The sequence below is a fragment of the Mucilaginibacter sp. genome (genome assembly GCF_035492695.1).
GTDB lineage: Bacteria > Bacteroidota > Bacteroidia > Sphingobacteriales > Sphingobacteriaceae > Mucilaginibacter.
This window is the reverse complement of sequence record NZ_DATJJC010000012.1, coordinates 432346-456359: the sequence shown is the minus strand read 5'-3', so window position 1 is coordinate 456359 and position 24014 is coordinate 432346. Positions and strand designations below refer to the sequence as shown.

Sequence of the window (24014 nt, the reverse complement as noted above, 5' to 3'; positions counted from 1 at the left end):
ATTTTATTCAAATCTATGGTTTCACTTCTTTTTTAGGAAATATCAATGAAGCGCCGATGCTAACCACCAGTATGCCTAAAATGATAAGCAGGGAAATGCCAGTCGTTAATCCAATTTTTTCGGCATACTCCGCAGCCAGCATCTTCAGGCCAATGAATGCGAGCAGCACGGCGAGGCCGGTTTTTAAATAGTGGAACTTTTCAATGATGTTCACCAGCAGGAAGAACATCGACCTGAGGCCCATGATAGCGAAGATGTTGGAGAAAAATACGATATAGGGATCTTTAGTAATGGAAAAAATAGCCGGGATAGAATCCACCGCAAAAACCAAATCGGTTACTTCGATGATCATCAGCACGAGAAAAAGCGGCGTGATAAGTTTTTTGCCGTCGACCCTGACAAAGAATTTCCCGCCCTCGAATTTAGGATGGACCGAAAAGTATTTAGACGCGAATTTTACTACCCGGTGGTTTTCCGGGTCTATTTCATCTTCCTGGTTACGGTTGATAAACATCATTACCCCGGTATAAACCAGGAACGCGCCAAACAAGTATAATATCCAATGGAACTGCGCTATGAGTGTAGCGCCTAAAAAGATGAACAGGAAGCGCATAACTACTGCGCCGATTATACCCCACAGTAAAACTTTGTGGTAATATTTCGGTGCTACGGCAAAAGCAGTAAAAATAAGCACCATTACGAATATATTATCGACCGATAGTGCATATTCTACCACGTAACCGGTAATAAACTCCAGCGCCAGGTTTCTTCGGTACAATTGCAACCCGCCTGCCAGATCGTTCGGATTTAGCTGCAGGTGATGAAAATGCTTTTCGTTAATTTCCTTCAGCGCTGCAAAGCTCTCAACATGATGCAGTAAATGCCCGTATTGAAATATCAGCCCATAAAATACCAAAGCCAGCGAAACCCAGACACCGCTCATGATCGCGGCCTGCTTCAGGCTGACAGGTTTGTCCGATTTACCGAACAGGCCAAGGTCAATGGCCATCATGATAAAGATGAAAACTACAAATCCGGTTATAAAAATAAGTTCGCTTGGCATTATTTATTTCTTTCGGTAGTAAACCGCACTAATTGTTCCAAACCTTTGCGCGAGTCGCTTTCGGGAAAGGTATTTAAAATTTCAAAAGCCTCGTCCTGGTATTTTTTCATTTGGGTTTCGGCATACTGTAATCCGCCTGTGTCGTTCACAAATTTGATGATTTCGGCTATCTTCTCGGGGTCGTCGTTGTGATTTTTTACCAGGTTGATCATGCGCTTGCGTTCGCCTGATGGGGCGTGGTTCAATGCGTATATTAGCGGCAGGGTTACTTTCTTTTCCTTGATATCAATCCCCAAAGGTTTGCCCACGTCGTCGGTACCAAAATCGAACATATCATCCTTTATCTGGAAGGCGATACCGATCTTCTCGCCAAACAGGCGCATTCTCTCAATAGTTTCCTTATCAGCGCCTGCCGAGGCCGCACCACAAGCGCAGCAGGAAGCTATCAATGACGCTGTTTTCTGGCGGATAACCTCGTAATAAACAGGTTCGTCCACGTCCATTCGCCGCACCTTTTCTACCTGCAGCAATTCGCCCTCGCTCATCTGCTTTACAGCCTCGGATACTATCCGCAGCAGTTCAAAATCATTATTCTCGATTGAAAGCAACAAACCTTTCGATAGCAAAAAATCGCCCACCAATACGGCTATCTTGTTTTTCCACAATGCGTTGATAGAGAAAAAGCCACGTCTTTGATAGGAATTGTCCACTACGTCGTCGTGCACGAGCGTAGCGGTATGCAGCAATTCCACCAGTGCCGCGCCGCGGTGTGTCGAGTCGTTGATCCCCCCGCAAATACTGGCGGAAAAGAATACGAACATCGGCCTTATCTGCTTGCCTTTGCGCTTTACAATATAATGGGTAATACGATCGAGCAGCGGCACAGAACTTTGCATAGAGGATTTAAACCTTTCCTCGAAGGCGTCAATTTGTGCTGCTATAGGCTTTTTGATCTCGTTGATCCCCGGCATTGAAGATTACAGGTTTGCCTTTTTTGGCAATGGCACAAACATAAGCTAAAAATGTGTATCCGCGATGTTACGGGAAATTTTTACGAAACGATTAAACCAACGTGCTCCTGTATCGCTCTATATGTTAAATAACACGAATAAAAACTAAAAACAGAAGAAAATGAATATCAAAATATTTGGAGGCGTACTGGTTGCAGCTTTGGCCATTACCTCGATAGCAAGTGCGCAAACCCGTACCCCGGTTGTAAACCATAAACAAGTTAAACAGGAACGGCGCATACACCAGGGCGTGCGCAGCGGCGAGCTAACCCGCAATGAATCGCGCAATTTGCAGTTGCGCGAAAAAAAGATACAGCACGATAAGCGTATAGCTAAAGCCGACGGCCGCGTAACACCTGCCGAGCGCAAACATATCCGCCGCGAGCAGGCCCGCACCAGCCGCGCCATATACCGTAAAAAGCATAACGACCGTGTGAGAGGTTAATTTTAGTGTGGTTGCTTTTGTGGGCGTCCCGGCGATTGGCCGGGGCGCTTTTTTGTGAACGAGCGATCGATCAATTGAACTTGAATACTGCCAAAATAATAATGATTAAAAACAGCATTGCCTGGATAAGGGAAAATCGCCCGAGGCCTATAGCTGCACTCTTTACCTGGTCTGATTTATTTGCTGTAATTGCATCTTTCAACTTCCGCTCATATTTCCCGCCCACAAGGAATCCATTCAATACAAGGACAACTATCAATAAAATTTTGACTTGGAACCAAAGCTGGTGGCCGAATGCTCCCTGGGTTAATATAAATAAACCTATACCCGATAATATCAGCGCCCCCGCGCCGATACCCAGTATTGCCGGGAATCGCGCCGCAAGATCGGCCAGGCCGTCAGATGCAAGACCTTGCCGCTCAAAACGTGTTGATAAGATTTGGTAAACGATATATTCTGTTACAATGGTTCCCGCCATTAACGCGAGGCCGGCCAGGTGTATCACCAGACAAACCTGCAATAAAGTCATAGTATTCATCGCCATTATTTTTTGAATAGTAAAAAACTGGTTATTGCCATGTAGGCCACGGTGAGACCGTGAATGAGGATGTGCTGCATGTCCGTCGGACCGTTGGTCGTTAAAACTATAAGGCAATCGGTAGCCGGAATTATTATGGCTGTAGTGAATGCCCACGCAGTCGCCCTGCGCATGCGCTGCAATAGAAGAGGGAGCAACACCAGGCCTGAGAAAATATCGCGTATACCTTTAATCCTTCCATACGGAAGATCGGCGTCATTGGAAAAAGGCACCCCAAAGCCGGCGGCACCGGCCGCAGGATTAATTATGAACCTCGCGCCTAAAAAAATTATCCCTAATGCAATTAACATTGTCATCCAAAAAGATACTGAATGGATACCCCATGGATTGATTTCGTTGGTTGTTTTCATGTCTATTAATATTTAATAGCACAAAGTTCCCCAATGGAAATTGCAGATTCATGCACCCGGGTTAATTAATGCGTGCTTGCAATGCGTCTGCGAATGCGACTCAAGGACTGCGGTTTAACCCCAACATATGATGCGATATAGTATTGTGGCGTGCGCTGTACAAGGTCCGGGTAGTTTGTTATGAACCTGGTATAACGTATCTCGGGCGTATCGGTATACATTGATGCTATCTGCCCGATTATCTGTACAAATACGCTTTCAATAGCCAGGCGGCCGAAACGTTCTCCATGAACAACTTCCTTGTATAATAGTTGCAAATCATGATGATTGATCACCCAGATAACCGTATCTTCCAATGCTTGTATATTTACCCGGGACGGTCCCTGTGGTAAAAAACTCATGTAATCACAAACAAACTCGCCTTCTTTGTTGAAATAATTGGTCTTCTCTTCGCCATCCTGATTAATATAATATCGCACAAGTCCACTTTCAATAAAGGTAACATAACGGCAAACGTCACCTGCTTTGAGCAAATGACCTCCCTTATGTATTAATTTTCTGTGAAATAAACTGCCTATTGTTTTCTCATCACTGTGTGAAAGCGGGATGTATTTTCTGATGTTTTCAAGGAGTAGTTCCATTGAATGCAAGTATGCGAAATTTACATTTAACGTTACACTGTTTTTAACGGCAAACCTTTGCTCCTAAACTTTTATACTCGCGCCCACTCACCTACCGTCATTACCTCTGCCTGCCGGGGGAATACTTTGGTCGTCAGTACCCGATGAACTTCGTCGTCCCTGTCAGCACAGGCGTCCGATAATATGGTAATGCGGTAATCCTTGTCGGCGGCTTCCCGTGTAGTAGATAATACAACGCCGCTTGTTATCACACCTGTTAGTATAATATGCTGTATACCTTTCGCGCTAAGAATAACCTCCAGGTCGCTTCCTGTAAAGGCGCTCACCCTCCGTTTTACAATAACAGGTTCATCGGCCAGGGGCATCACATCGGGATGGATCTTCATCCACTCCTCTGCGCCTATGGCTGCCATCCTTTCCCTGGATCCTGAAAATGCCACATTGTTCGGGCTTATTTCGGGCATTCCCTGCCTGAACCCGACAATGACGTACAAAACCGGTATCGAATTACTGCGCGCATAAGTAATAGCTTTGGCTACACCCGATGTAACTACAGACGGGTTTGGCAGGCTGCCAATGATGGCCGACTGCATATCCATTACCAGCAGGGCGGTATCCTGGTTGCGTGTTTTCATGTTTTTTGGTAAGTAAGATGAGGCAAACTTAAGCGGCTCAAGCTGTTTTGCTGCGATGTAATGATTTATTTACATGAATAGAAAAACCCGCTAATTGTAAGTTTTATAAGGAATCGTGAATGTGACGCTGGTACCCTTACCCTCCTGGCTTTCCAAAATAATTTTGCCTTGCTGAAGCGTAACCAGGTGCTTGCACAGGTACAATCCAAGGCCGGTGCCGGGTTTACTGCCGCTAACCTGGTAGTACGGGTTGAATAGCATCCCCTGGTTTTTTAGTGAAATGCCGGCACCCGTATCAGCTACTTTGACATCAAGGTATACCCCACCGTCACTTTCTGTAAGGTTCGCAGTGATCGTGATCTGGCCGTCGCCGGTATATTTTATAGCATTGCTCAGTAAGTTGATCATGATCTGCTTTAAACGAAAAGAATCACCAACCACCTGTACACCCTCCGGATTTGAAAAGGAAGCATCCATTTCAAGGCCCTTGTTTTCCGCCATAAAACGCATCGCGTCAATTGAGTTGCTTATTTCTTTAAAGGGCTCAAATACTTCCTCCCGCAAAGCTTCCGGCGCCTTTTGCTCCAATTTACTTACGTCAAGTATATTATTTACGGTCTCAATTAACATACCCGAAGACAAGTTAATTGATGCCAGCTTCTTTTCCTGTTCCGGCAGCATCTTAGTTTTATTCAGCATAAAAACCGCACCGGTTATGGCCATAAGCTTATTGCGTATCTCGTGACTCACTATGGCCAATATTTCAGATTTTTCGCTGGCCAAAGTTACAGCCCGGCGGTTTTCCAACTGATAATTCCGCTCGGTGGCTGTAACTTTGCGGATGTAAACAATAAGCAAAGGAACAAATACGAGAAGAAGGGCCGACGCTATAGCAGTAAAAGTATTCAGATCACGGGTAGTTTGCTGGTATTCCCTTAGCGTTGTTTCGCGCGCTTTTTGATAAGCGATATTTTCGATATCCTGCAAGTCTGTCAGCAATTGATGCAGTTCGTTAAGCAGGTTCAAATTGGCAGAGATGAGTTTTTGGTTGGATTGTAAAATACTGCCGTATTGCTTATTAAGCTGGCGCAGCAGATCCTTTTCGTTCTGCCTTTGCATACGCAGCAATGTGGCCTTATCCTGTTTTTCTTTAATAGTTAAAACCTTAACCGAATTTTTGTTCGAAATAGCATCCTTAAGCCTTCTCAATAAACCGTTCTTGTTAGACTCGACGCGGGTAGCTACTACAGTATCTGCCGGATTATTTTTAGTAAGTACAAGCGGGTCAACAGGTTTATTGAGCTTGCCGGTTGCATCAATAGCGCTTAACGTGGTTACCTTCAGCAACGAGTCGAAATGTCTTTTCAACTCAAAAAGGTGTTGAGAAACTGCCACCTTTCGCTGAACGGCAAGTGCAATTTGCTGCTTGCTGCCGGGGAAATAGCGGGAACTATCCGCCTGGTATTTATGTAAAATAATTGCAACCTGTTCAAAAATAGTTTTCAGCCGGTCCTTGTATGCCGCCAGATCTTCCTCTTTACCCCCTTCGCTGGCTTTCTGGAACTCATTTTCAGCTACGCTCAGATCAAGCAACGTCGACCCGATCTCTAATTGCTGTGATGGCTGTTCCAATTGTGCGGTAAGTCGTTCCAGTTTCACCGAGATAGAGTTCCTTAAAATGAACGACCCTACTGTCACAGCAAAAGTAACCAGCAGAAAAACGATAAATAATTTCTGCAGAATTCCACTCATTTTGCCCGGTTTATCAAATAAAATTTTTGCCATATATAAATTATGCCGGCGTTAAAGCGCCGGCATGTATAACCAATTCACATTCCTATCCTGAATAATTGACCGGAAACTTAATCGCCTTTTTGAAGTTCGGCAATTTTTTCCCTGACCTTATCAATGTCTTCATTCAAGCTTTTTATTTTATCCTGGTCATCTTCCAGCTTCCTGGCAGCTTTCTCTGCATCTCTCGTGGCGTTGGCTGCCGCTTTTGCAGTTTTTGCTGCTTTTTTTGCATCCCCGGCGTCGCCGCCTACAGCATCGGCCGATTTATCACGGCTTTTTTCCAATGCACTCTTAGAGTCGGCCTGGGTTTGTTTTACCTTTTCTTCATCATCAGGTATCCGGTTCTGTACTTTTGCCAGGTCGACCTGTAATTTAGCAAGCTTAACATTTAGTTTCAAAACTTGTTTATTGGCTTGCGGGCCAATTACGGTCGTATCTGCAATAGGCCCTGTATTCGCATATGAATACATATACACAGTGCATAATATCAAAATTAAACTTATCTTTTTCATAATAGTGTTATTTAAATTACCTCGCTGCCAGTGGTGATCCACAGGCATCTATATTTAAAACCTACACAAAAAAAGATATAAGATGTAACCCGGGGAAGAACGTTCGACGGAAAGCAGCAACCATCCGACGAAAAGCTTGCTAAAAGCGTCCGCAGGTGCTTGCCAAACGCTACAGCCAGTTTTGAAAATGATGTTTGAATTGGGGTTTATAAGGGTCGGACACAGGAATTGTAACCTTACCGATCTTCACAGTCAGATGCTGAATAGATGTTATTTTGTCAACCGAAATAATAAAAGAGCGGTGTATCCGCATAAATCGTGAAGGCGGCAATGTTTCTTCGATATTTTTTAAAGTGGACAGGGCTGTTATCACCCCGCCGCTGGATAAGAACACTTTTACATAATCTTTCATGCTCTCTACATACATGATCTCGTCATAAAGCACGCGGACAAGTTCATGCTCCACTTTCAGAAAAATATGATCGGCTCCGGTTTTCGTTTTTTCCTGCGAATCAAAGTAGGTTTTTGCCTTATAGGCAGCCTTAATAAACTCTTCGTACGTAAAAGGTTTTAACAGGTAATCAAGCGCATCAACTTTATAGCCCTCAAGTGCATACTCCCCTGAACCGCTGATAAAAATTATTTTAGGCCCTGTTACACCTGAATGCCCATAAATCGTTTTTGCAAATGTCATTCCATCAATACCCGGCAAATTGATATCCAGCAAAATAAGCTGCACCCCGCCTTGCTCAAGCGAGGCTAATGCATCTACCGGATTGTTGTGGGACGAGACCAGGTTCAAAAAGGGGGTCTCGTTTATAAAATCAGCCAGGTATTCTACCACTTCAGGGTCATCGTCTACTAAAATGCAATTGATTTTATTACCCATTTGTAATATTTAATTCACCGGGAAAATTCGTTTGAAAGTTATCAAATAAAATCTTATCCCGGCAATAGCAAATTTCACAACGGGTCATTTAATCTGGCAAGAAATAGCAGGGTGCAATTTAGAGTACTTCTACATACCCATCCGTTCCGTTCACCCGTATCCGTTGCCCGTCTTTGATCAGTTTGGTAGCGTTCTCCACACCAACTACGGCCGGCAGGCCATATTCGCGTGCTATGACAGCCCCATGGGTCATTAGTCCGCCAACTTCGGTGACAAGTCCTTTTATCGACACGAACAAAGGTGTCCAACCCGGATCGGTAAAGGTGGTAACTAATATGTCGCCGTCCTCCAGGCGGGCATCTTCCATATTCAGGATAACCCTGGCCCGCCCTTCTATAATTCCCGAAGAAACTGCCAGGCCTGTGACAGCCCCGGCGGGTAGATCTTCGTGATCATACTTACCTGTGATGATCTCTCCATCAGAAGTGATAACGCGCGGCGGGGTCAGCTTTTCAAATAGTTTATGTTCGGCTTTGCGCCGGCTGATAAGCTTTGTGTTTAGCTTCCTTGTCTGCACCACACCGCGAAATTCCTCAAAAGTAAGATAGTGAACATCTTCCTCTTCCCGTATTATCCCGGCCTTAGCAAGTTGCGCCGCCTCTTTCATCAATGCCTGCTTACACACAAAGTAATGACTGATGATACTATATTTCGGATATTCGCGATACCCTGCGAAGTTGCGAAGCAGGCCGATCATTTGTTTCGTTTCGATGGCCTTTTGTTCGCCGCCCGGCAACTGTTTTAATCGCTCCAATAACTCCTCTTCCAATCTCAAAGCCTCCTGTCGTCCTTGTTCAAATCTTCGCTTTGCGGCGCCGGGTTCAAAATGTTTGATATTGTTCAGTATCATTGGGACCAGCGCGGACGGCCGCTCGCTCCACCGCAGCCTGGTAATATCTATCTCTCCCGCGCAACGCATCCCGTATTTATCCAAATAATGGTTAATGGCATCCCGTGCTTCCTTTCCCCCGTTAAACTTACCCATCCCCTCCATAAAACGCTCGTTTTTTATATCTCTCAAGTAAGCTATCAGTTCAGGATATGGCCTTATTACGTCGGCAACGTCCAGCAGGTCGAGCCCCATTTCCGAGGTGACGTTGTTGGGTACGGACTGGGAAAGCGTGTCGGCCACATTTTTTTTGCCCAGCCACGCCAGCATGTTGTCGTTTAACCATACCGATGCATCCATGGCGGCTACAATTGCAGCCCTGCTTCGCGGGTCGAGCATGGTTTTTCTTAACTGCTGAATAGCGTCCACTACAAAGTCGAATGCTCCAGACCCCGATTTGACCCGGACATCCTGCTTTAACTTTTTTATAGAGGCCTGGCTTTGCCCTATAAGTTCGGAAATGATAACAGGATCGTTTTCGACTTGGGCAAGTATCTCTGCCGCCGATTTACCTTTGCTGCTTTTTATAGGCTGCAATTCCTCTTTATTACCTGGCGCCGGTTTTATAAAATCCCTTTGTTCCGTTATGATGATCAAGGCCTCTTTTATAAGCGGGTCATGCTGTCCCATGGCTTCTATCATAGCTTTTGCGCCGCCAGGCGTTGCCAGGTTAGCAGCTATATCGACAAATAACCGCCCTCCCGCTTTAAACATGGGCCTGAAAGCCGTCAATTGCCACAGCGATAAACCCAGTGGCTTCATAGCGTCCGTCATCATTTGCTGATGGCCGACAGATACATACACATGTTTTTCTTCATCGTTCGCCGCGGGCACCGGGTATAATGTGGTTACAGGCCTGCTCTGAACAATATAAAACGCGCCTTCAGCAAGGCACCATTCAATATCCTGCGGGCAGCCAAAGTGTTTTTCTATCCTTCTGCCTATCTGTTCAAGCTGCACTATTTGCTCATCGGTAAGGGCCTGCACGTTCTGCTTCCCGTATGCTATGTCCTGCTTCTTTGTACCACCGGTTTCCGCGGGATAAATAGCCAGGGTTTTTGCAGCTATTTTTTTATCGGTGATCCTGCCGTCGCACACTTTGTAATTATCGGCATTTACCAGTCCCGAGACTAATGCCTCGCCTAGACCAAAGCCCGCATCTATCGATGATATTCTCCTGTTGCCTGTGAGCGGGTCGGCAGTAAACAAAATTCCTGATACCGATGGGAAGACCATGCTTTGAACAACCACAGCCAGCTGCACTTTTCGATGGCCGAAGCCATTTTGAATACGATAGGTTATTGCCCTTTCCGTAAAAAGCGATGCCCAGCATTTGCTGATATGCGTCAGGATGGATCGCTCGCCGATAATATTCAAATAGGTATCCTGCTGCCCGGCGAACGACGCCGAGGGCAGGTCTTCCGCCGTGGCGCTCGACCGTATGGCAAAGGGTTTATTTTCACCAGGCGCCTTCAGATGATCCACGATCTCTTTTTCAATATCACCGGGAATGGGCATGCTTTCGATAATCTTACGTATACCGGCGCTTACATCTTTGATTTTCCCACGCTCTTCCGCCTTGAGCTGCGCTAATTCATTCAGCAAACTGTCAAGTTCCTTGTTGGCGCCGATGGCTTTTTTATAGGCCCGGGTCGTTACGCAAAATCCCCCGGGCACCTTTATTCCAGGGATGCGGAACAACTCGCCCAGGTTGCCGCCCTTACCCCCCGTCAGCCCGAATTTCGTTTTACTTGTCTCTTTGAAGCTAAGTATGTATCTGCTTATATTTTCCACCTGGCAATTCCTTTCCGCAATTATTTGCTGTTAAGTTTCTTTATTATCCCGTCCATTATTTCTACCGAGCCCGCCAAATACGATTCAATTACTCTGATCTCCTCATTTGAAAATGCAGCAGCAAGCTTTTCGGTTTTGCTTCGGAATTCCCGGTAAAGCGGCTCAAAAAGCGCCATTATCTTTTCAATATTGGGCTTAATGATAACCTTTCGCCTGTCGTCTGCAGCATGTTGCCGTTTAACCAGTTTTTTCTTCTCAAACCTGTCTATCAAACCTGTAACGGCGCCGGTTGTAAGCCCGGTTAAATTTGAAAGCTCACCTGCGGTCATCTCTCCTTTTACTATCAAAAATCCCAGGTACTTATGATCAGTTCCGGAAAGTCCCGCCTTTCTGCCAATAGTTTCGTGCATCTGTATGGATGTGTACGCATACTGCTGGTTCAGCTTTCTGACTTGTTTCAATAATTCCTCATTCATTTTATCTTATCAAATAAATATCTTAGTTACAAAGATAATAGCAAGTTTATGACCTTTCCAAATAGTTTTTACAGGTATTAAGTATATTTTTTTGAGCGCAATAATAGCAGCAGGAGGGCGTTTTTTAATAAAGCGGGCAGTCGGAATAAAAATGCCCGCAGAGCGAACACCGATTTAGTTTTGCGGAGAAGGATGGATTATTTTTATTGATCCCTTGACGGGGGCTTTAAGGAAAATGCTGTCGCTGCGCTATCGTCATTCTTCATTTTACACTCTATGGAATGAGTTCCGATTGCCTAAAATGAAAAAATGCCGCCCGTCTGTCGACGGCCAGCATTTTCTTTGGCGGAGAGGGAGGGATTCGAACCCTCGATACCCTTTTGAGGTATACACACTTTCCAGGCGTGCTCTTTCGACCACTCAGACACCTCTCCGGAATTTGGATTGCAAAGGTAAGATATTTGCCCGTTAGGACAATACGATTCATCCACTTTGTTTTTGATTTGGATTAAAGTGCCCCAGGCCATGAACAAGCCTAAACAGAAAACGCCATTCGCCGGATAGCGAATGACGTTCGTATAATATAAAATGATCAGTAGCTTATAATTTATTATATAATCTTCTTTCGCCTGTTTTAATTTTTAGCTCGTACCGGGCCTTTTTTTCATTTATTTCAGAGATCATTCTCTCGTACCAATCCGATTCGCTGGTGCTGAGATAAGTGATCTTCAACCCCATCAAAAAATCATCCACCATAAGGACATTGTTATTATTGTCGCTTATCTTACTATGCATCAGATCAACCCGGTTGCTGCACTTTTCCAGGTATTTGCCTGCGATGGTATCTACAATATAATCACGTTCGTGCTTTGCCAATTGATTGTAAACGTAATTCACCAGGAACACCTTATCGTTATACAGATGCACTTCGCAGCGGGTTTTAAGGCCGTTGAACCTCCATTTGTAAACGTAAATGGACAGGCTTTTTTCTGTAAAAATAAAATCAGGTTTTCCGTATTTGCCGGTTACTGCCCTTGCATTGGCGCCAAGTATGCCTTGCTGAATGTTAATGCAGGTATGTATGGTGCTTAATTTTGTCGACCCTGCAAATATTTCAGTGTAGTTCGAGAAATTTGTATACTGGCTCAGCAACGTTTTATAGTAGGAGGTGTTGCTGTGATAGTAGTTTCCCGAAAATATCTTTTTGGTCAGGTCCGACAGAAGATACCCTTTCCTGAGATAGTATGAAAAATTTCGTGGAGATGCAATGGTTGCCATTGTGTTGTGAGTGGTTTGGTTAATGGTAAAATGGTTTCCTTTTTTAACAATAATATCTATATCATATATGTTTTGTGGCTATTTATACGGCGTTTGGGTATATAAAGTTCTTAATCATTAAGCAAAAAAATAGTATTAAATATTAGGTAATATATTTCTCAATAAGAAATAAATAAGGTGCCATTATTCTGGTTTTAGCCCATTGGTTAAACAAAATAGCAATGTCCTATAAAACAGCCTGACATTTCCGATATCAGGCGCTGGTGCAAAATGAGTGGCACATTATTCGGAATATCGGAAAAGCGACCAAAGGATGCCAGGTGCAGGCCCGGGGGTATTATCGTGGTTTACGAATTATTTATAGGTTAAATACTCATAACTATTTAACCTGTAACCGGGATCGGGATTAAGCACTTTTACGCGCACAGAATGCCGCCCTGCCGGCAATTTATATTTCCAGCATAGTTCCTGGCGGCGGGTAGTAAAATTGGTGGGAAGCTTTACCACTTCGGCTTTCTTGTCGTCTATCCAAACTTCTGCCTCAAAGGTATAGTCTGCCGATTCTGGCTTTATCTTTTGCGCTTCGCCCTTTAATACAAATCCGGTTCCTGTAAATCCAAAGTTGACTTCTTTCAGGTTAATATCTCCGTCCAATGCTGTCTTCTGTAAAGGGTGCATTCCCGTAAAGCCTTGCTCCCACCTTACCGTTTTGGGTGCCTGGGCAAGAATAGTAACCTTATCCCCGCTTACTTTACCGCCGTTGCGTTCGATGTTTTGTAAAGCATGCCTGAACCCTATTTCGTAAACCTTATTCAGCGACATGGTAGTATATTTGAAATCGATCGATTCGGCGTCCTTGAGCCCCATTTTCCAATAAGCCGGTATTTTTTTATAACCAAGCATTGAGCCTAAAATACCGCCGACAGACGAAGGATTGCAATCCGCATCCTGGCCACAGCGCGTAGCTATCTCTAATGTTTTCGTGTAGTCGCCATTTCCGTATAGCAAGGCAAGAACAACGTAAGCCGAGTTTATCTTGGAGTCGATATCGAAAGCAGCGAAAACACCATCAGGGCAGCCCGTTTCCGACGACCATTTCTTTTGCAGTTCAAACCAGGTTTGATGCCAGTCGGCAGGGTATTGCTTATGCCATTTGATCACATCGCTGATGCATTTATAGTAGGTGGTATTTTGTGGAATAGTCTTGAGTGCCTCGTTTACAATATGATCAATATCATTTGAAGTAAAAGTGAGGGTATACATCGCGCCAATAAATACGCCGCCATACCAGCCGTCGCCATAGTTCATGATATGACCAATTTTGTCACTGATCTTCGAGGCTGTATTGGGCATCCCCGGACTCATCAATCCAGCAAAGTCTGCTTCTATCTGGTAATCTATATCGTCCGCATGCGGGTTGTTCAGCCAATTTCCCGAGGCCGGGGCTTTAATCCCGTTAAGCAAATTATACCTCGCCGCCTGGTTGGCATGCCATAACATATACCCTGCATGTGCAAAAGCATTGGCAAATGAATCGACAGGCGCATCCAGTCCGTATTTTTCAAAAACATCCACAAAAGTGAGGTCCATATACAAGTCGTCATACAGACCCGGGGTTTCTATCATGGTTTTTTTCAGGTAGCCATCGTACCACAACAGCGGCTGGTAATCCTGTATAAAAGTGCCGTCGAAACGGAATTCATACGGTCCGCCAAAGGTTACCGCAATGGTTTGCCCGGCCCAGCCCCCCATGATCTTGTCTTTCAACTGCTCCTTAGTCAGGGTGATAAGGCGCGGGGGCGTCTGCTTTTGGGCGAACGACTGCATACCGAAACAGATCAGCAATGCCATTACCAGGTATCTTCTCATACGATAAATTTACTTATTCTTTATCAATAAAACTCAGCCCCCGCACACGCCACCCGACTGTGTGGCTATGCTAATTCCCCTTTATCTCCACCTTTCCATTATTAACAGTCAACGGCAGCCACAAGTAATCCGACTTCTCCAGGTCGAGTTTATTCCAGCGGTCGGCCATAAAAATATAGCTGCCGGGTTTATCTTTAAGGGGCAGCACGTAAGTGCTTTGTGCCTCGTAAGTGGTTACGGCGCCCGGTCCCTTGCAGGGGTTGCCGTATTCCTTGTATGGCCCCAGCGGGTTATCGGCCACAGCATACATAGCCGCATTGGGCGACCAGCCCGAGCAAGCCGAGGTAATCAGGTAATATTTATCCCCGTTTTTGAATAGCGCAGGTGCTTCGCGCTTTTTACCGATCAATATGCGGGTGAAAGTTTTGGTGGGCCGCTTATAATCGTCGCTTAAAAGGCACACCTGCATAGTAAAGTTTTGTTCGGATGAATAAATGAGATAAGCTTTACCCTCGTCATCCTTAAACAGCGTCATATCGCGCGACATCTGCACGTTCGGTTTAATGCTGTATAAATAACGGTACGGGCCGGCCGGCTTGTCGCTTACCGCAACGCCCGATTGTGAATAAGAGTAATCCTTTTTGTCGATGTGCATCCACATTACAAACTTTTTGGTTTTTTCGTTATAGATCACCTTTGGCCGCTCGATCACCCGGCCCGTATCCAGGTCATTCGAAGGGTCGCCTTTAACCGGCGCCAATGCTACACCTTCGTATTTCCAATTTTTAAGGTCCTTTGACGAATAGCACGAAACACCGCCGGCAGGCACACGATAATCCTCCCACTGCTGCCCGGGCACCAGCCAGGTTTTCCCTTTTTTTATTTCGCCAAAAAGGTAGTAGGTGCCATTATGAAACAGCACCCCGGCGCCATGCGCGTTAACCGGCTGCCCTTTATCGTCTTTTATCTGCCCTTTAACTAATTGGGCTGATGCGACACTAACCTCTCCGAGTAAGATCAAAATCACCAACAGCCGCCTTATCTTCTGCATAACACTACAATTTTATGTTTTTTATACCGTGTTCCCCGGTGTATACAGGCGTCCGTCTTAAGATGGCATTTTTCAAAAGCCGATAACCACTAAACGTTTTCAATTGCCCGGCAGATGTCAAAGCGGAACCTCCTGCTGCCTTGAAACCCGGTTTAATATTAAGTTCAGGAACCCGTGCAGAATCATCGCCGCGACTGGCGCATTTCGTCCGCCATGCCTTAAAGTTTTTTACTCCGGTCATATAAAATCCTTTTTCAATACTCCACCAATCGTTCCCCCAATACCGGGCATCACCAATTTTATCCTTCCCTTTTATCAAGGAATCCCGGCCAACGAATACATTGTTATAGAATTTGAGCCCCTTACTTTCACTTTTCTCCGAAAAACACAAAGCCGCTACTTTAGAATTGTAAATAATGTTGCCATAAACCTCGCAATCGTGAAACTGCTTTTCATCATCCGAGCTATTCCATACATATAAGCCGGCTTGCGAGTCGGAAACCGTGCCGTCGTTCTCGCTGATATTATACCTGAAAATATTATCATGCCACGGGCTTGCCCCCCAATACTGAAAAATACAGTAGCCGCTGCCCCAATTATCGTACGACATATTATATTGAACAATGGAGTTGGTCACCCCGCCGTCCAGGTCGAAACCACCGCCATCCGCGCCGCCTTTGGAGGTTTTGTTTTTGTATGATAAGCAATGCTGGATAATAACGCTGTCGGCCTCGTAGGCCCATATCCCAACCGGGCCATTCCCTATCCGTGGCATATCCCAACCGTTGTTGGTAGCAGTGCAGTGATCTATCAGCACCTTACGGCAGTCGCCCACCACAATACCGTTACCGCTGTGATTCGTCAGGTTAGTTGGGTCGCCGGGGTTATTTTCGGCACGGCAATTCAGTATTTTAATGTTGTGGCTTTCGCGGGTTTGATAGGGCGCTTCAACCGTTATTCCGGCCGATCCGTTATCGTGTACGAAAACATTTTCAGCAACGACATTTTGAGATGAATAGATCAGCAGTCCCGATTTTTGGAAACCCGAAATATCTAAAGTGTTCACTTCGATATTCCTGCAATTAATAATCGCAAGCCCATCTTTCACATTGCCTGTTTTACGGCCGGAGCCCTTTAGCGATAATTGATCAAGCTTGATAAAGCTGTTCTTATAAAGCCTGATCGCTGAGCTGTCCTTTGAGTCGATCATGGCATTATCTGCCCCGCTATACGCAGTAATAACAACCGGCCTGCTTTTTGTGCCGCTTACGCCTGTTTTTAATTCAAGGGTTCCTTTAAAAGTTTGACCTGAGTGGAAATTAAGGGTGTCGCCCGGATGCAGATTGATGGAATTAACACGGCCTATTGATCTGAAAGGCTTGCTCCGGGTACCGGGTGCAGCATCGTCGCCCCGAACGTCAACATACCATGACCTGCCGCGATCACTTTGCGCGGATACAGCGTTAATTGTGAGCATTACAATATTTGCAATGGCGCAAAAAACTACCGAAAGACACTTCAAATACATTAATAGTTAATTGGGCCGGACGCGGGGTAATGGCGACGGCGATGGTTTATTAATGCAATATGACAATTTAATTGGTCAATTCAAACGTCCTTTTCAGCCTGATATCGTCCGACGCGCTGCCTATCATCACCTGGAACTCACCCGGCTGGGCGATGTAATCCAGGTTATCGTTGTAAAACGATAGCATATCTCGGGTGATATTAAAACTGACACGCCTGCTTTCGCCGGCCTGCAGGTAAACCTTTTTAAAATCCTTAAGCTCCTTTACCGGGCGTAGTGGTTGTGCTACCAGGTCGCGGATATACAATTGTACCGTCTCTTCACCAGCATATTTGCCGGTATTCTTTAGCGTAAATGAGATCGAAAGGTTCTCGTTATCCTTCAATGCAGTGGTAGTATAAAAAGGCTCGTCATCTACATAGTCGAAATGGGTATAGCTAAGGCCGTACCCAAAAGCGTATTGTGGCGAATTTGGCAGATCGATATAAGCAGATTTATAATTAACATCATTATCACTTGCAGCTGGCCGGCCTGTATTAAGGTGGTTATAGTAAATGGGTATCTGGCCTTCTGTCCGCGGAAAAGTGATAGGTAATTTTCCCGAGGGGTTGTAAGTACCGTAAAGCACATCGGCCATGGCATTGCCACCCTGGCTGCCCAGCCACCACGCATATAAAATAGCAGGGGCATGATCCGCAGTCCAGTTAAATACCATCGGCCTGCCAGACATCAAAATAACAACAACCGGCTTGCCTGTCTCCACCACTGCTTTTATCAATTCCTCCTGTACGCCGGGTAAATGGATGTTCGACTTGCTTTTGGCTTCGCCGGTCATATCCGGCGCCTCACCCATAGCCATGATCACTACTTCGGCTTTTTGCGCAGTTGCCACAGCGTCGGCAAAACCTGATTTGGATTGGTCGTTAATATGGCAACCGGCAGAAAAAAGATATTGTGTTTGCGGGTTCTGTTTTTGCAACGCATCCATCAGCGATGGGATATCCTCGTTCTTATCCACGTCCAGCGACCAGAAACCTTTCAATTCCTTCTTAGCCTTTACCAGCGGACCTATCAATGCCACTGTTTTTAGCTGCTTTGACAGCGGAAGAATCTGGTGGTCGTTTTTCAATAACACCATGCTTTTATGAGCCATATCACGGGCTATATCCTGGTTTTCAGGGCGGTTAAGCGCTGTCTTTTCACGCGTGGGATTTATAAACTTATAAGGGTCGTCAAACAGGCCCAATTCAAATTTCTTCCTCAATATCCGGCTTGCGGCATCATCTATCAGCGTAAATGATACTTTATTATCCGCCACCAGCTTACCCAGGTTGTTGATATAGCTCCTGCTTTCCATATCCATATCGCTACCGGCTATCATCGCTATCTGGGCAGCCTCAGCATTATCTTTGGCATAGCCGTGCGGTATCATTTCGCCAATCGAACCCCAGTCGCTTACCACAAAACCCTTAAAGTTCCATTTTCTTTTGAGCACCTCGCGCTGCAGGTAACTGCTCCCGGTGGCGGGGGTACCGTTCAAATCGTTAAATGAGTTCATGAAGGTAGCCACACCAGCATCGGCTGCCGCCTTAAAGGGAGGCAGGTAATATTGCCACAAAGTATGCAGGCTCATGTCCACGCTGTTGTAATCGCGCCCGCCTATAGCGGCGCCGTAGGCGGCAAAATGTTTGGCGCAGGCCATTATAGCATCGTCGCTTCCCAGCCCATTGCCCTGGAAACCGCGAACGCGTGCTGCGGCTATCAGCGAACCAAGGTAAGGGTCCTCGCCCGCACCTTCCATAACCCGGCCCCAGCGGGGGTCGCGCGCAATGTCAACCATTGGCGCAAAGGTCCAATTGATGCCCGACGCCGCAGCCTCTGTGGCGGCCACCCGTTCCGACTTCTCTATCGCGTCCATATCCCAACTGCAAGCCTCTGCCAAAGGAATAGGGAAAGTTATGCGGTAACCGTGTATCACATCCTGCCCGAACAGCAGCGGTATCTTCATGCGCGATTGCATGGCCGCATCCTGGAATATCCTGGTATGTGCGCTCCCCATGATATTTAACACCGCGCCAACGCGGCCCTTGCGTATCTCGTCCAGCTTATTGCCCACATCTTTGGTAACGGGGCCGGTCGCTTCCCAATCGCCGTTGTATTGATTAAGCTGACCGATCTTTTCGTCGAGCGTCATTTTTGAAAGAACAGAATCTACCTTCTTATCGATAGGGTCGTCCTGTGCGGAAACACTTTTCCCGGCAAAAGTAAGCGCCAGTAATAGCAGGATATATCCTGTTTTAGTAAAATTTTTAATCATCCAGGCAGTTTAATTAGGACATACAAATATTTGAACAGCAGTTAAATATAGTTACAAATTTCCTTTTTTCATTTCTGCTGCTGCAAAATTTGCTGCCCGCGCTGTCAGCGCCATATAAAGTATGGAAGGGCTTTGGTTGCCGGTACTGGTCATGCAGGCGCCGTCGGTTACAAAAACATTCTTGCAAAGGTGCAATTGGTTCTGACCGTTCAGCAGGGAAGTCTTAGGATCCTTGCCCATGCGGCAGCCACCCATTTCGTGTATATCCAGGCCGGGAGCCTGTTTATTTTCGTAGGTTTCGATATTCTTACAGCCGGCTTTTTCCAGCATTTCCTTACTTTCCTTCAGAAAATCCTGTATCATGCGCTCATCGTTATCGTCGTATTCAACCGAGGTGATCAATAGTGGGATACCCCATTGATCTTTCTGATCCTCGCTCAGCCGGACATGGTTGGTTATCCTGGGCACTGTTTCGCCCTGCATATACATATAAAGTTTCCAGCCGCCGGGTTTGGTAAGTGAATCTTTGTAAGCATCGCCTATCTGCGGTATGGAATTGTCGGTTTGATGCTGATCGCGGTAGGCTCCCATAAACGTGGTATAGCCGCCAAAATAGTCAGTCTCCTGTTTGTGAAGATTTTTATAATTAGCCAGGATCAGTTCGGTGGGGTTACGTCCGAAATAATATTTATCTAAAAAGCCATCCATTTCGGCACCGACCGACGCCCGGTAATTTTGAAAAGCCACATATTTACCAAGCAAACCATTATCATTACCTAATCCGTTCGGAAAACGGGTTGATGTCGAGTTAAGCAATATCAAATTGCTATTGAGCGCAGAAGCATTCAGGAAAATGATCCTCGCTTTGTATTCAAAAACCTCCTTAGTATTGGTATCGATCACCCTAACGCCGGATGCCTTGCCAAGCTTTTCGTCGTAAATGATAGAATGCACTACCGAAAAAGGACGGATAGTTAAATTGCCTGTCTTTTTCGCCCAGGGCAGAGTAGAACTGTTCGAACTAAAATACCCGCCGAACGGGCAACCCCTCATACACATATTACGTGCCTGGCATTTTACCCGGCCCTGCTCAAAATGGATCTTATTGGGTTTTGTCAGGTGCGCCCAGCGGGCATGCACCAGGTGGCGGTCGGGGTAGTTTTCGTTTATTTTTTTGCTGATCACTTCCTGCACGCAATTCATTTCGAACGGCGGTAAAAATTCACCATCGGGCATGGCTTCAATGCCATCCTTATTGCCGCAAACACCGATAAATTTTTCGACATGCGAATACCAGGGCGCCACATCATCATAACCTATCGGCCACGCTATCCCGTAGCCGAATTTCTCCGGGTTGGTAAATTCGTGTTTGCTCCAGCGCTGGCAGGCGCGTCCCCAGGTAAGCGATTTACCACCCACCTGGTAGCCGCGTATCCATTCAAACGGCTTTTCCTGGATGTAGGGATGATCCTTATCTTTTATAAAGAAATGTGCGTTGTCCTCGCCATAGCCTGCGGCTTTGCTGATGTATGGATTCTCCTTCAATACCGACAAAGGCATGCGGCCCCGGTGCTTAAAATCCCAGGGGGGCGTATTGGCAGTAGGGTAATCTTTGATATGTTCGACGTGTCGCCCGCGTTCGAGCACAAGGGTTTTTAATCCAAGTTCACACAATTCCTTAGCGGCCCATCCCCCGCTGATGCCGGAGCCGATGACGATAGCGTCGTAGGTGTTTTTAGTAGCAGAATCCATTCAAAAAAAGCAAATAATTGGCGGTGGAAAGGTAAGGCTTTTCAATAAATATCAGGCCCTGTTCACCATAGCATTGCTTAAAAAAAAATTGTAAATTTGTACATATGGAAACATTAATTATTAATATTCCTGACAAAAAAAGCGCGCTTGTTAAACAAATCCTGATGGATTTAGGGGTAACTATTCAATCTGAAAGTTCCGATAAAAAGAAGCCATCTGATTATGTAAAATCTATCAGTATGAGCAAGGAAGATGCTGAAAAAATGCTGAAAGATATTTCTGAAAGCCGCGCGCAATGGGAAAGAAATATTTAATTGACTCTAACATCCTGATCGAGTACGCAGGAAATCTCTTTCCAAAAAACATTCATTCCGCGTTATCCACTATTGTAGATGACGATTTTATCATATCCTTTATTACAAAAATTGAGGTTCTCGGTCACTACACAGCGGATAGAGCGTGGCACAATTTCATAAACCTTGCTTCTATTTTTGGCGCTGATGATAATATAATTGAGCAAACTATATTACTTAGAAGAGATCATAAAATAAAAGTACCTGATGCAATAATCGCTGCAACAGCGTTGGTAAACAATTATACTTTACTCACACGAAATATTGCTGACTTCAAAAAGATACCCAATCTAAAAATGGAAAATCCATGGTTATGGGAACCCGACACAGATGTTTCGTAACCATGGATCTTTGATACAAGGATATTAATCTATTTCCGGCCTCCGCCAAAGAAGAAACCTAAAGCGAACGCAGCGTAATTGGAATTATTGCCCAGTATATTATATTCTGCCGATATTCTTAAATGGCCGGCTTCAAAACCTGCGCGCGGGAAAAAACCAAATTTGGAGCCTATCGACGCATACTCTGTCGAGCCACCGGTATTGTTATTGATGCTGATAGAACCCTGGTCGAAAATACCGGCGCCTGCCCCTATAAATGGTCTGAAACCGCCTTTCAGCAAATAGTATTCAAGCGATGGGCAATAAGAATAAATGATAGAGATATTTGCACTGGAATTATCGCCGCTGTTGGTATCGGCATAGCCAAGACCCGCTCCTTCGAACCTGAAGCCTACAGCAAGCGCATCAGTTATCCGGTAATGCGGTTCAATAGTAACCGTGGCCCCGGCTTTTACGTTGGTTGAAACGTCGCCATTAGAGGGCGGAATAGCGTAGCCGAACGTCAGATCGATCTTAAATGCATGATAGGTAGCTGACTGAGCCTTTGCCAATACAGCAATACCCAGCAATGAGATAAGTAACAATAGCTTTTTCATGATAATTAGGTTTTAAGGGTTAATGGGGAATTGTTAAAGAATGTCGTTGCCCATAGCCCGATTTAATTATTTGGGATACTGTTACGAAATATAACGCCAAGCTGTTACCTTTAGCTAAAACTAACTTACTGATGAAGAAGCTGTTCTGCCTGTTTGCGTTGTTCCAATTATTAAGCTGCCTGGTATTTGCGCAGCAAAAAGCTATTCCCTATGGCAATAATCCCGCTGCCGGAAAATACTATGATGTGCGCGGTATCAAAATGTACGTAGAAGTTTACGGGCAGGGAAAGCCTTTATTGTTAACACACGGCAACGGCGGCAGCATCAGCGCGTTTTCAAAGACCATACCGTACTTCGCCAAAAAATATAAGGTTATAGCGGTGGACAGCCGGGCGCATGGCAAAACCATCGACACCAAAGATTCGCTGAGTTTTGAAATGATGGCGGACGACTTTTCGGCCCTGCTGGATAAAATGCATATCGATTCCGCCTATGTCATCGGCTGGAGCGATGGCGGGATCAACGCTTTAGTTATGGCTATGCGCCACCCGAAACAGGTTATCAAGCTGGCATCAACCGGGGCAAACCTGACGCCTGATTCGACAGCGCTGCAACCGGCGGTATGGAAAGATTTTGTAAAACAGTACAACGAGGACAAAGACAAGCCCCGTAATACCGCCAAGCAAAAAAACGACTGGAAGATATTTACGCTGGATTATTTTCAACCCAATATACCTTTCTCCGCTTTAAAAGCTATTAAATGTCCTTCATTGATTATTTGCGGCGACCATGACCTGATACCCATCGAGCATACCACGAAAATATACCAGGCTATTGACCGGGCTTATTTGTGGGTGGTGCCAAACTCGGGGCACGGCACGCTCATAGAGCACTCCAATGATTTTAATAAACTGGTGGATGAGTTTTTCCAAAAGCCCTATCATAAGTTTTAGGCCTCACCCCAACCCTTTGTAAAGGGCGTTAATATCGCAATTTACACTGACCTCTCGGTAGGGCACCAATTATCCTTGTCTCATAAAAACTCAACCTACTTCTTTTTGGGCAAAGTTTTCGTTGCCATTATCTTAAGAGATGCAGACATCTCTAATTGTACTTTCCTCAAGCTGTCTAATAATTGCTCTTGCCGTTGCATTGACTTGCTTATCTCTTTCAGGCTTATTGGGTCATCTTTATAAAATGTAGCTATAGCAAATATGGCTGTTATTCCAATAGCAACCATCGAAACAAACGCATAAGTTTTTTGGATGCTTGAATTTTCTTTTATAGCCTGACCTGTACTGTTATTTGATTTTATAATTGCATTTATTGTTGGATTGTTTTCTCGATACGCCTCTAAGGCATTTGACCCTTTTTTGGTGATTTTCATCTTTGCCGTCGGCTGGAGAGTATCAAACCATTGTTGATACTCGACACCATTTTTGGGGGTTGTCCAATCCTTATCACAAATATGGGTTACATCGTTTCTATTACCCTTTATTAATTCGTTATCCAACAAATCAAGCAATAACAATTTACCGGGCTCTTTGTCATTGTCAGCAAACTGACTTAAATCTTTGGGCTTATCGAAATTATTCATCATAAAAGTTCGCACTGGAACTTCTTTTGGCAGGCCTGATACGGGTTCTAAATAATCAAGAAAATCAGCTTGTGTTTTGGTTAAGGTCTTCATAAAAAACTGCTGGTTAGGTATCACTAATCTACACTTTTACTCGTGTAAATTCATGCTTATAAATTAGTTAGCTTTGTGAGATT

General features: G+C 45.1%; 23 protein-coding genes and 1 tRNA gene. 4 read left to right on the top strand and 20 right to left on the bottom strand.

Going from position 1 to position 24014, the window contains the following annotated elements; all coding sequences use genetic code 11:
- Positions 1 to 13 precede the first annotated feature (13 nt).
- Together VL525_RS08785 and VL525_RS08780 are read right to left on the bottom strand one after the other, a co-directional pair.
- Positions 14 to 1063 (bottom strand): TerC family protein, encoded by a 1050-nt coding sequence (locus VL525_RS08785; protein WP_325385501.1) that lies wholly within the window; start codon positions 1061 to 1063, stop codon positions 14 to 16.
- Positions 1063 to 2034, bottom strand: a complete 972-nt coding sequence (locus VL525_RS08780; RefSeq protein ID WP_325385499.1) for a polyprenyl synthetase family protein — start codon at positions 2032 to 2034, stop codon at positions 1063 to 1065. Before VL525_RS08780 ends, VL525_RS08785 begins: the two co-directional genes overlap by 1 nt.
- A 160-nt stretch (positions 2035 to 2194) precedes the next feature.
- Between VL525_RS08780 and VL525_RS08775 the strand changes: the two genes are divergently transcribed.
- Positions 2195 to 2518: a hypothetical protein gene (locus tag VL525_RS08775; protein ID WP_325385497.1), complete on the top strand. Its 324-nt coding sequence runs from the start codon at positions 2195 to 2197 to the stop codon at positions 2516 to 2518.
- Between the two features lie 70 nt (positions 2519 to 2588).
- On the opposite strand, the gene VL525_RS08770 is transcribed toward VL525_RS08775, so the two are convergent.
- The 16 genes from VL525_RS08770 to VL525_RS08695 form a co-directional block, all read right to left on the bottom strand.
- Positions 2589 to 3056, bottom strand: coding sequence for a hypothetical protein (locus VL525_RS08770; RefSeq protein ID WP_325385495.1), 468 nt, complete (start codon positions 3054 to 3056; stop codon positions 2589 to 2591).
- Positions 3057 to 3061: 5 nt separating this feature from the next.
- Positions 3062 to 3466 (bottom strand): DUF4267 domain-containing protein, encoded by a 405-nt coding sequence (locus VL525_RS08765; protein ID WP_325385493.1) that lies wholly within the window; start codon positions 3464 to 3466, stop codon positions 3062 to 3064.
- A 65-nt stretch (positions 3467 to 3531) separates the two neighbouring features.
- Entirely contained in the window at positions 3532 to 4107 is a 576-nt protein-coding gene (locus VL525_RS08760) for a Crp/Fnr family transcriptional regulator (protein ID WP_325385491.1), read from the bottom strand.
- 71 nt (positions 4108 to 4178) lie between these two features.
- Positions 4179 to 4742, bottom strand: coding sequence for an isochorismatase family cysteine hydrolase (locus VL525_RS08755; protein WP_325385489.1), 564 nt, complete (start codon positions 4740 to 4742; stop codon positions 4179 to 4181).
- A 90-nt stretch (positions 4743 to 4832) separates the two neighbouring features.
- Positions 4833 to 6494 carry an ATP-binding protein gene (locus VL525_RS08750; protein WP_325385487.1) on the bottom strand — a complete coding sequence of 554 codons (1662 nt, stop codon included), beginning with the start codon at positions 6492 to 6494 and terminating at the stop codon, positions 4833 to 4835.
- 110 nt (positions 6495 to 6604) lie between these two features.
- A complete protein-coding gene (locus VL525_RS08745; RefSeq protein WP_325385485.1) occupies positions 6605 to 7048 on the bottom strand; it encodes a hypothetical protein in 444 nt (147 codons plus the stop codon).
- 169 nt (positions 7049 to 7217) lie between these two features.
- Positions 7218 to 7937 carry a LytTR family DNA-binding domain-containing protein gene (locus VL525_RS08740; RefSeq protein WP_325385483.1) on the bottom strand — a complete coding sequence of 240 codons (720 nt, stop codon included), beginning with the start codon at positions 7935 to 7937 and terminating at the stop codon, positions 7218 to 7220.
- Between the two features lie 118 nt (positions 7938 to 8055).
- Complete coding sequence (gene ppsA / locus VL525_RS08735; protein ID WP_325385481.1) at positions 8056 to 10680, bottom strand: phosphoenolpyruvate synthase; 2625 nt, start codon at positions 10678 to 10680, stop codon at positions 8056 to 8058.
- Between the two features lie 20 nt (positions 10681 to 10700).
- Positions 10701 to 11141: a MarR family winged helix-turn-helix transcriptional regulator gene (locus VL525_RS08730; protein WP_325385479.1), complete on the bottom strand. Its 441-nt coding sequence runs from the start codon at positions 11139 to 11141 to the stop codon at positions 10701 to 10703.
- Positions 11142 to 11499: 358 nt separating this feature from the next.
- A tRNA-Ser gene (locus tag VL525_RS08725) sits at positions 11500 to 11590 on the bottom strand.
- Positions 11591 to 11756: 166 nt separating this feature from the next.
- Positions 11757 to 12434 carry a hypothetical protein gene (locus VL525_RS08720; protein ID WP_325385477.1) on the bottom strand — a complete coding sequence of 226 codons (678 nt, stop codon included), beginning with the start codon at positions 12432 to 12434 and terminating at the stop codon, positions 11757 to 11759.
- 354 nt (positions 12435 to 12788) lie between these two features.
- Positions 12789 to 14303, bottom strand: coding sequence for an ADP-ribosylglycohydrolase family protein (locus VL525_RS08715; protein ID WP_325385474.1), 1515 nt, complete (start codon positions 14301 to 14303; stop codon positions 12789 to 12791).
- A 70-nt stretch (positions 14304 to 14373) separates the two neighbouring features.
- Entirely contained in the window at positions 14374 to 15354 is a 981-nt protein-coding gene (locus VL525_RS08710) for a glycoside hydrolase family 43 protein (RefSeq protein WP_325385472.1), read from the bottom strand.
- A 4-nt stretch (positions 15355 to 15358) separates the two neighbouring features.
- Positions 15359 to 16831, bottom strand: a complete 1473-nt coding sequence (locus VL525_RS08705) for a right-handed parallel beta-helix repeat-containing protein (protein ID WP_325385470.1) — start codon at positions 16829 to 16831, stop codon at positions 15359 to 15361.
- 118 nt (positions 16832 to 16949) lie between these two features.
- A complete protein-coding gene (locus VL525_RS08700; protein WP_325385468.1) occupies positions 16950 to 19199 on the bottom strand; it encodes a glycoside hydrolase family 3 N-terminal domain-containing protein in 2250 nt (749 codons plus the stop codon).
- A gap of 51 nt (positions 19200 to 19250) precedes the next feature.
- Positions 19251 to 20951, bottom strand: coding sequence for a GMC family oxidoreductase (locus tag VL525_RS08695; RefSeq protein WP_325385466.1), 1701 nt, complete (start codon positions 20949 to 20951; stop codon positions 19251 to 19253).
- Between the two features lie 104 nt (positions 20952 to 21055).
- Between VL525_RS08695 and VL525_RS08690 the strand changes: the two genes are divergently transcribed.
- Both VL525_RS08690 and VL525_RS08685 read left to right on the top strand, forming a co-directional pair.
- Entirely contained in the window at positions 21056 to 21265 is a 210-nt protein-coding gene (locus VL525_RS08690) for a hypothetical protein (RefSeq protein ID WP_325385464.1), read from the top strand.
- Complete coding sequence (locus VL525_RS08685) at positions 21247 to 21645, top strand: type II toxin-antitoxin system VapC family toxin (protein ID WP_325385462.1); 399 nt, start codon at positions 21247 to 21249, stop codon at positions 21643 to 21645. Before VL525_RS08690 ends, VL525_RS08685 begins: the two co-directional genes overlap by 19 nt.
- Positions 21646 to 21674: 29 nt before the next feature.
- Here VL525_RS08685 and VL525_RS08680 read toward each other — a convergent pair whose 3' ends face one another.
- Positions 21675 to 22241, bottom strand: coding sequence for an outer membrane beta-barrel protein (locus VL525_RS08680; RefSeq protein ID WP_325385460.1), 567 nt, complete (start codon positions 22239 to 22241; stop codon positions 21675 to 21677).
- A 131-nt stretch (positions 22242 to 22372) separates the two neighbouring features.
- Between VL525_RS08680 and VL525_RS08675 the strand changes: the two genes are divergently transcribed.
- Complete coding sequence (locus tag VL525_RS08675; RefSeq protein ID WP_325385458.1) at positions 22373 to 23194, top strand: alpha/beta hydrolase; 822 nt, start codon at positions 22373 to 22375, stop codon at positions 23192 to 23194.
- 95 nt (positions 23195 to 23289) lie between these two features.
- On the opposite strand, the gene VL525_RS08670 is transcribed toward VL525_RS08675, so the two are convergent.
- The gene (locus VL525_RS08670) at positions 23290 to 23931 is read right to left on the bottom strand and encodes a hypothetical protein (protein ID WP_325385456.1); all 642 of its coding nucleotides are present in this window, start codon (positions 23929 to 23931) and stop codon (positions 23290 to 23292) included.
- Positions 23932 to 24014: the final 83 nt, after the last annotated feature.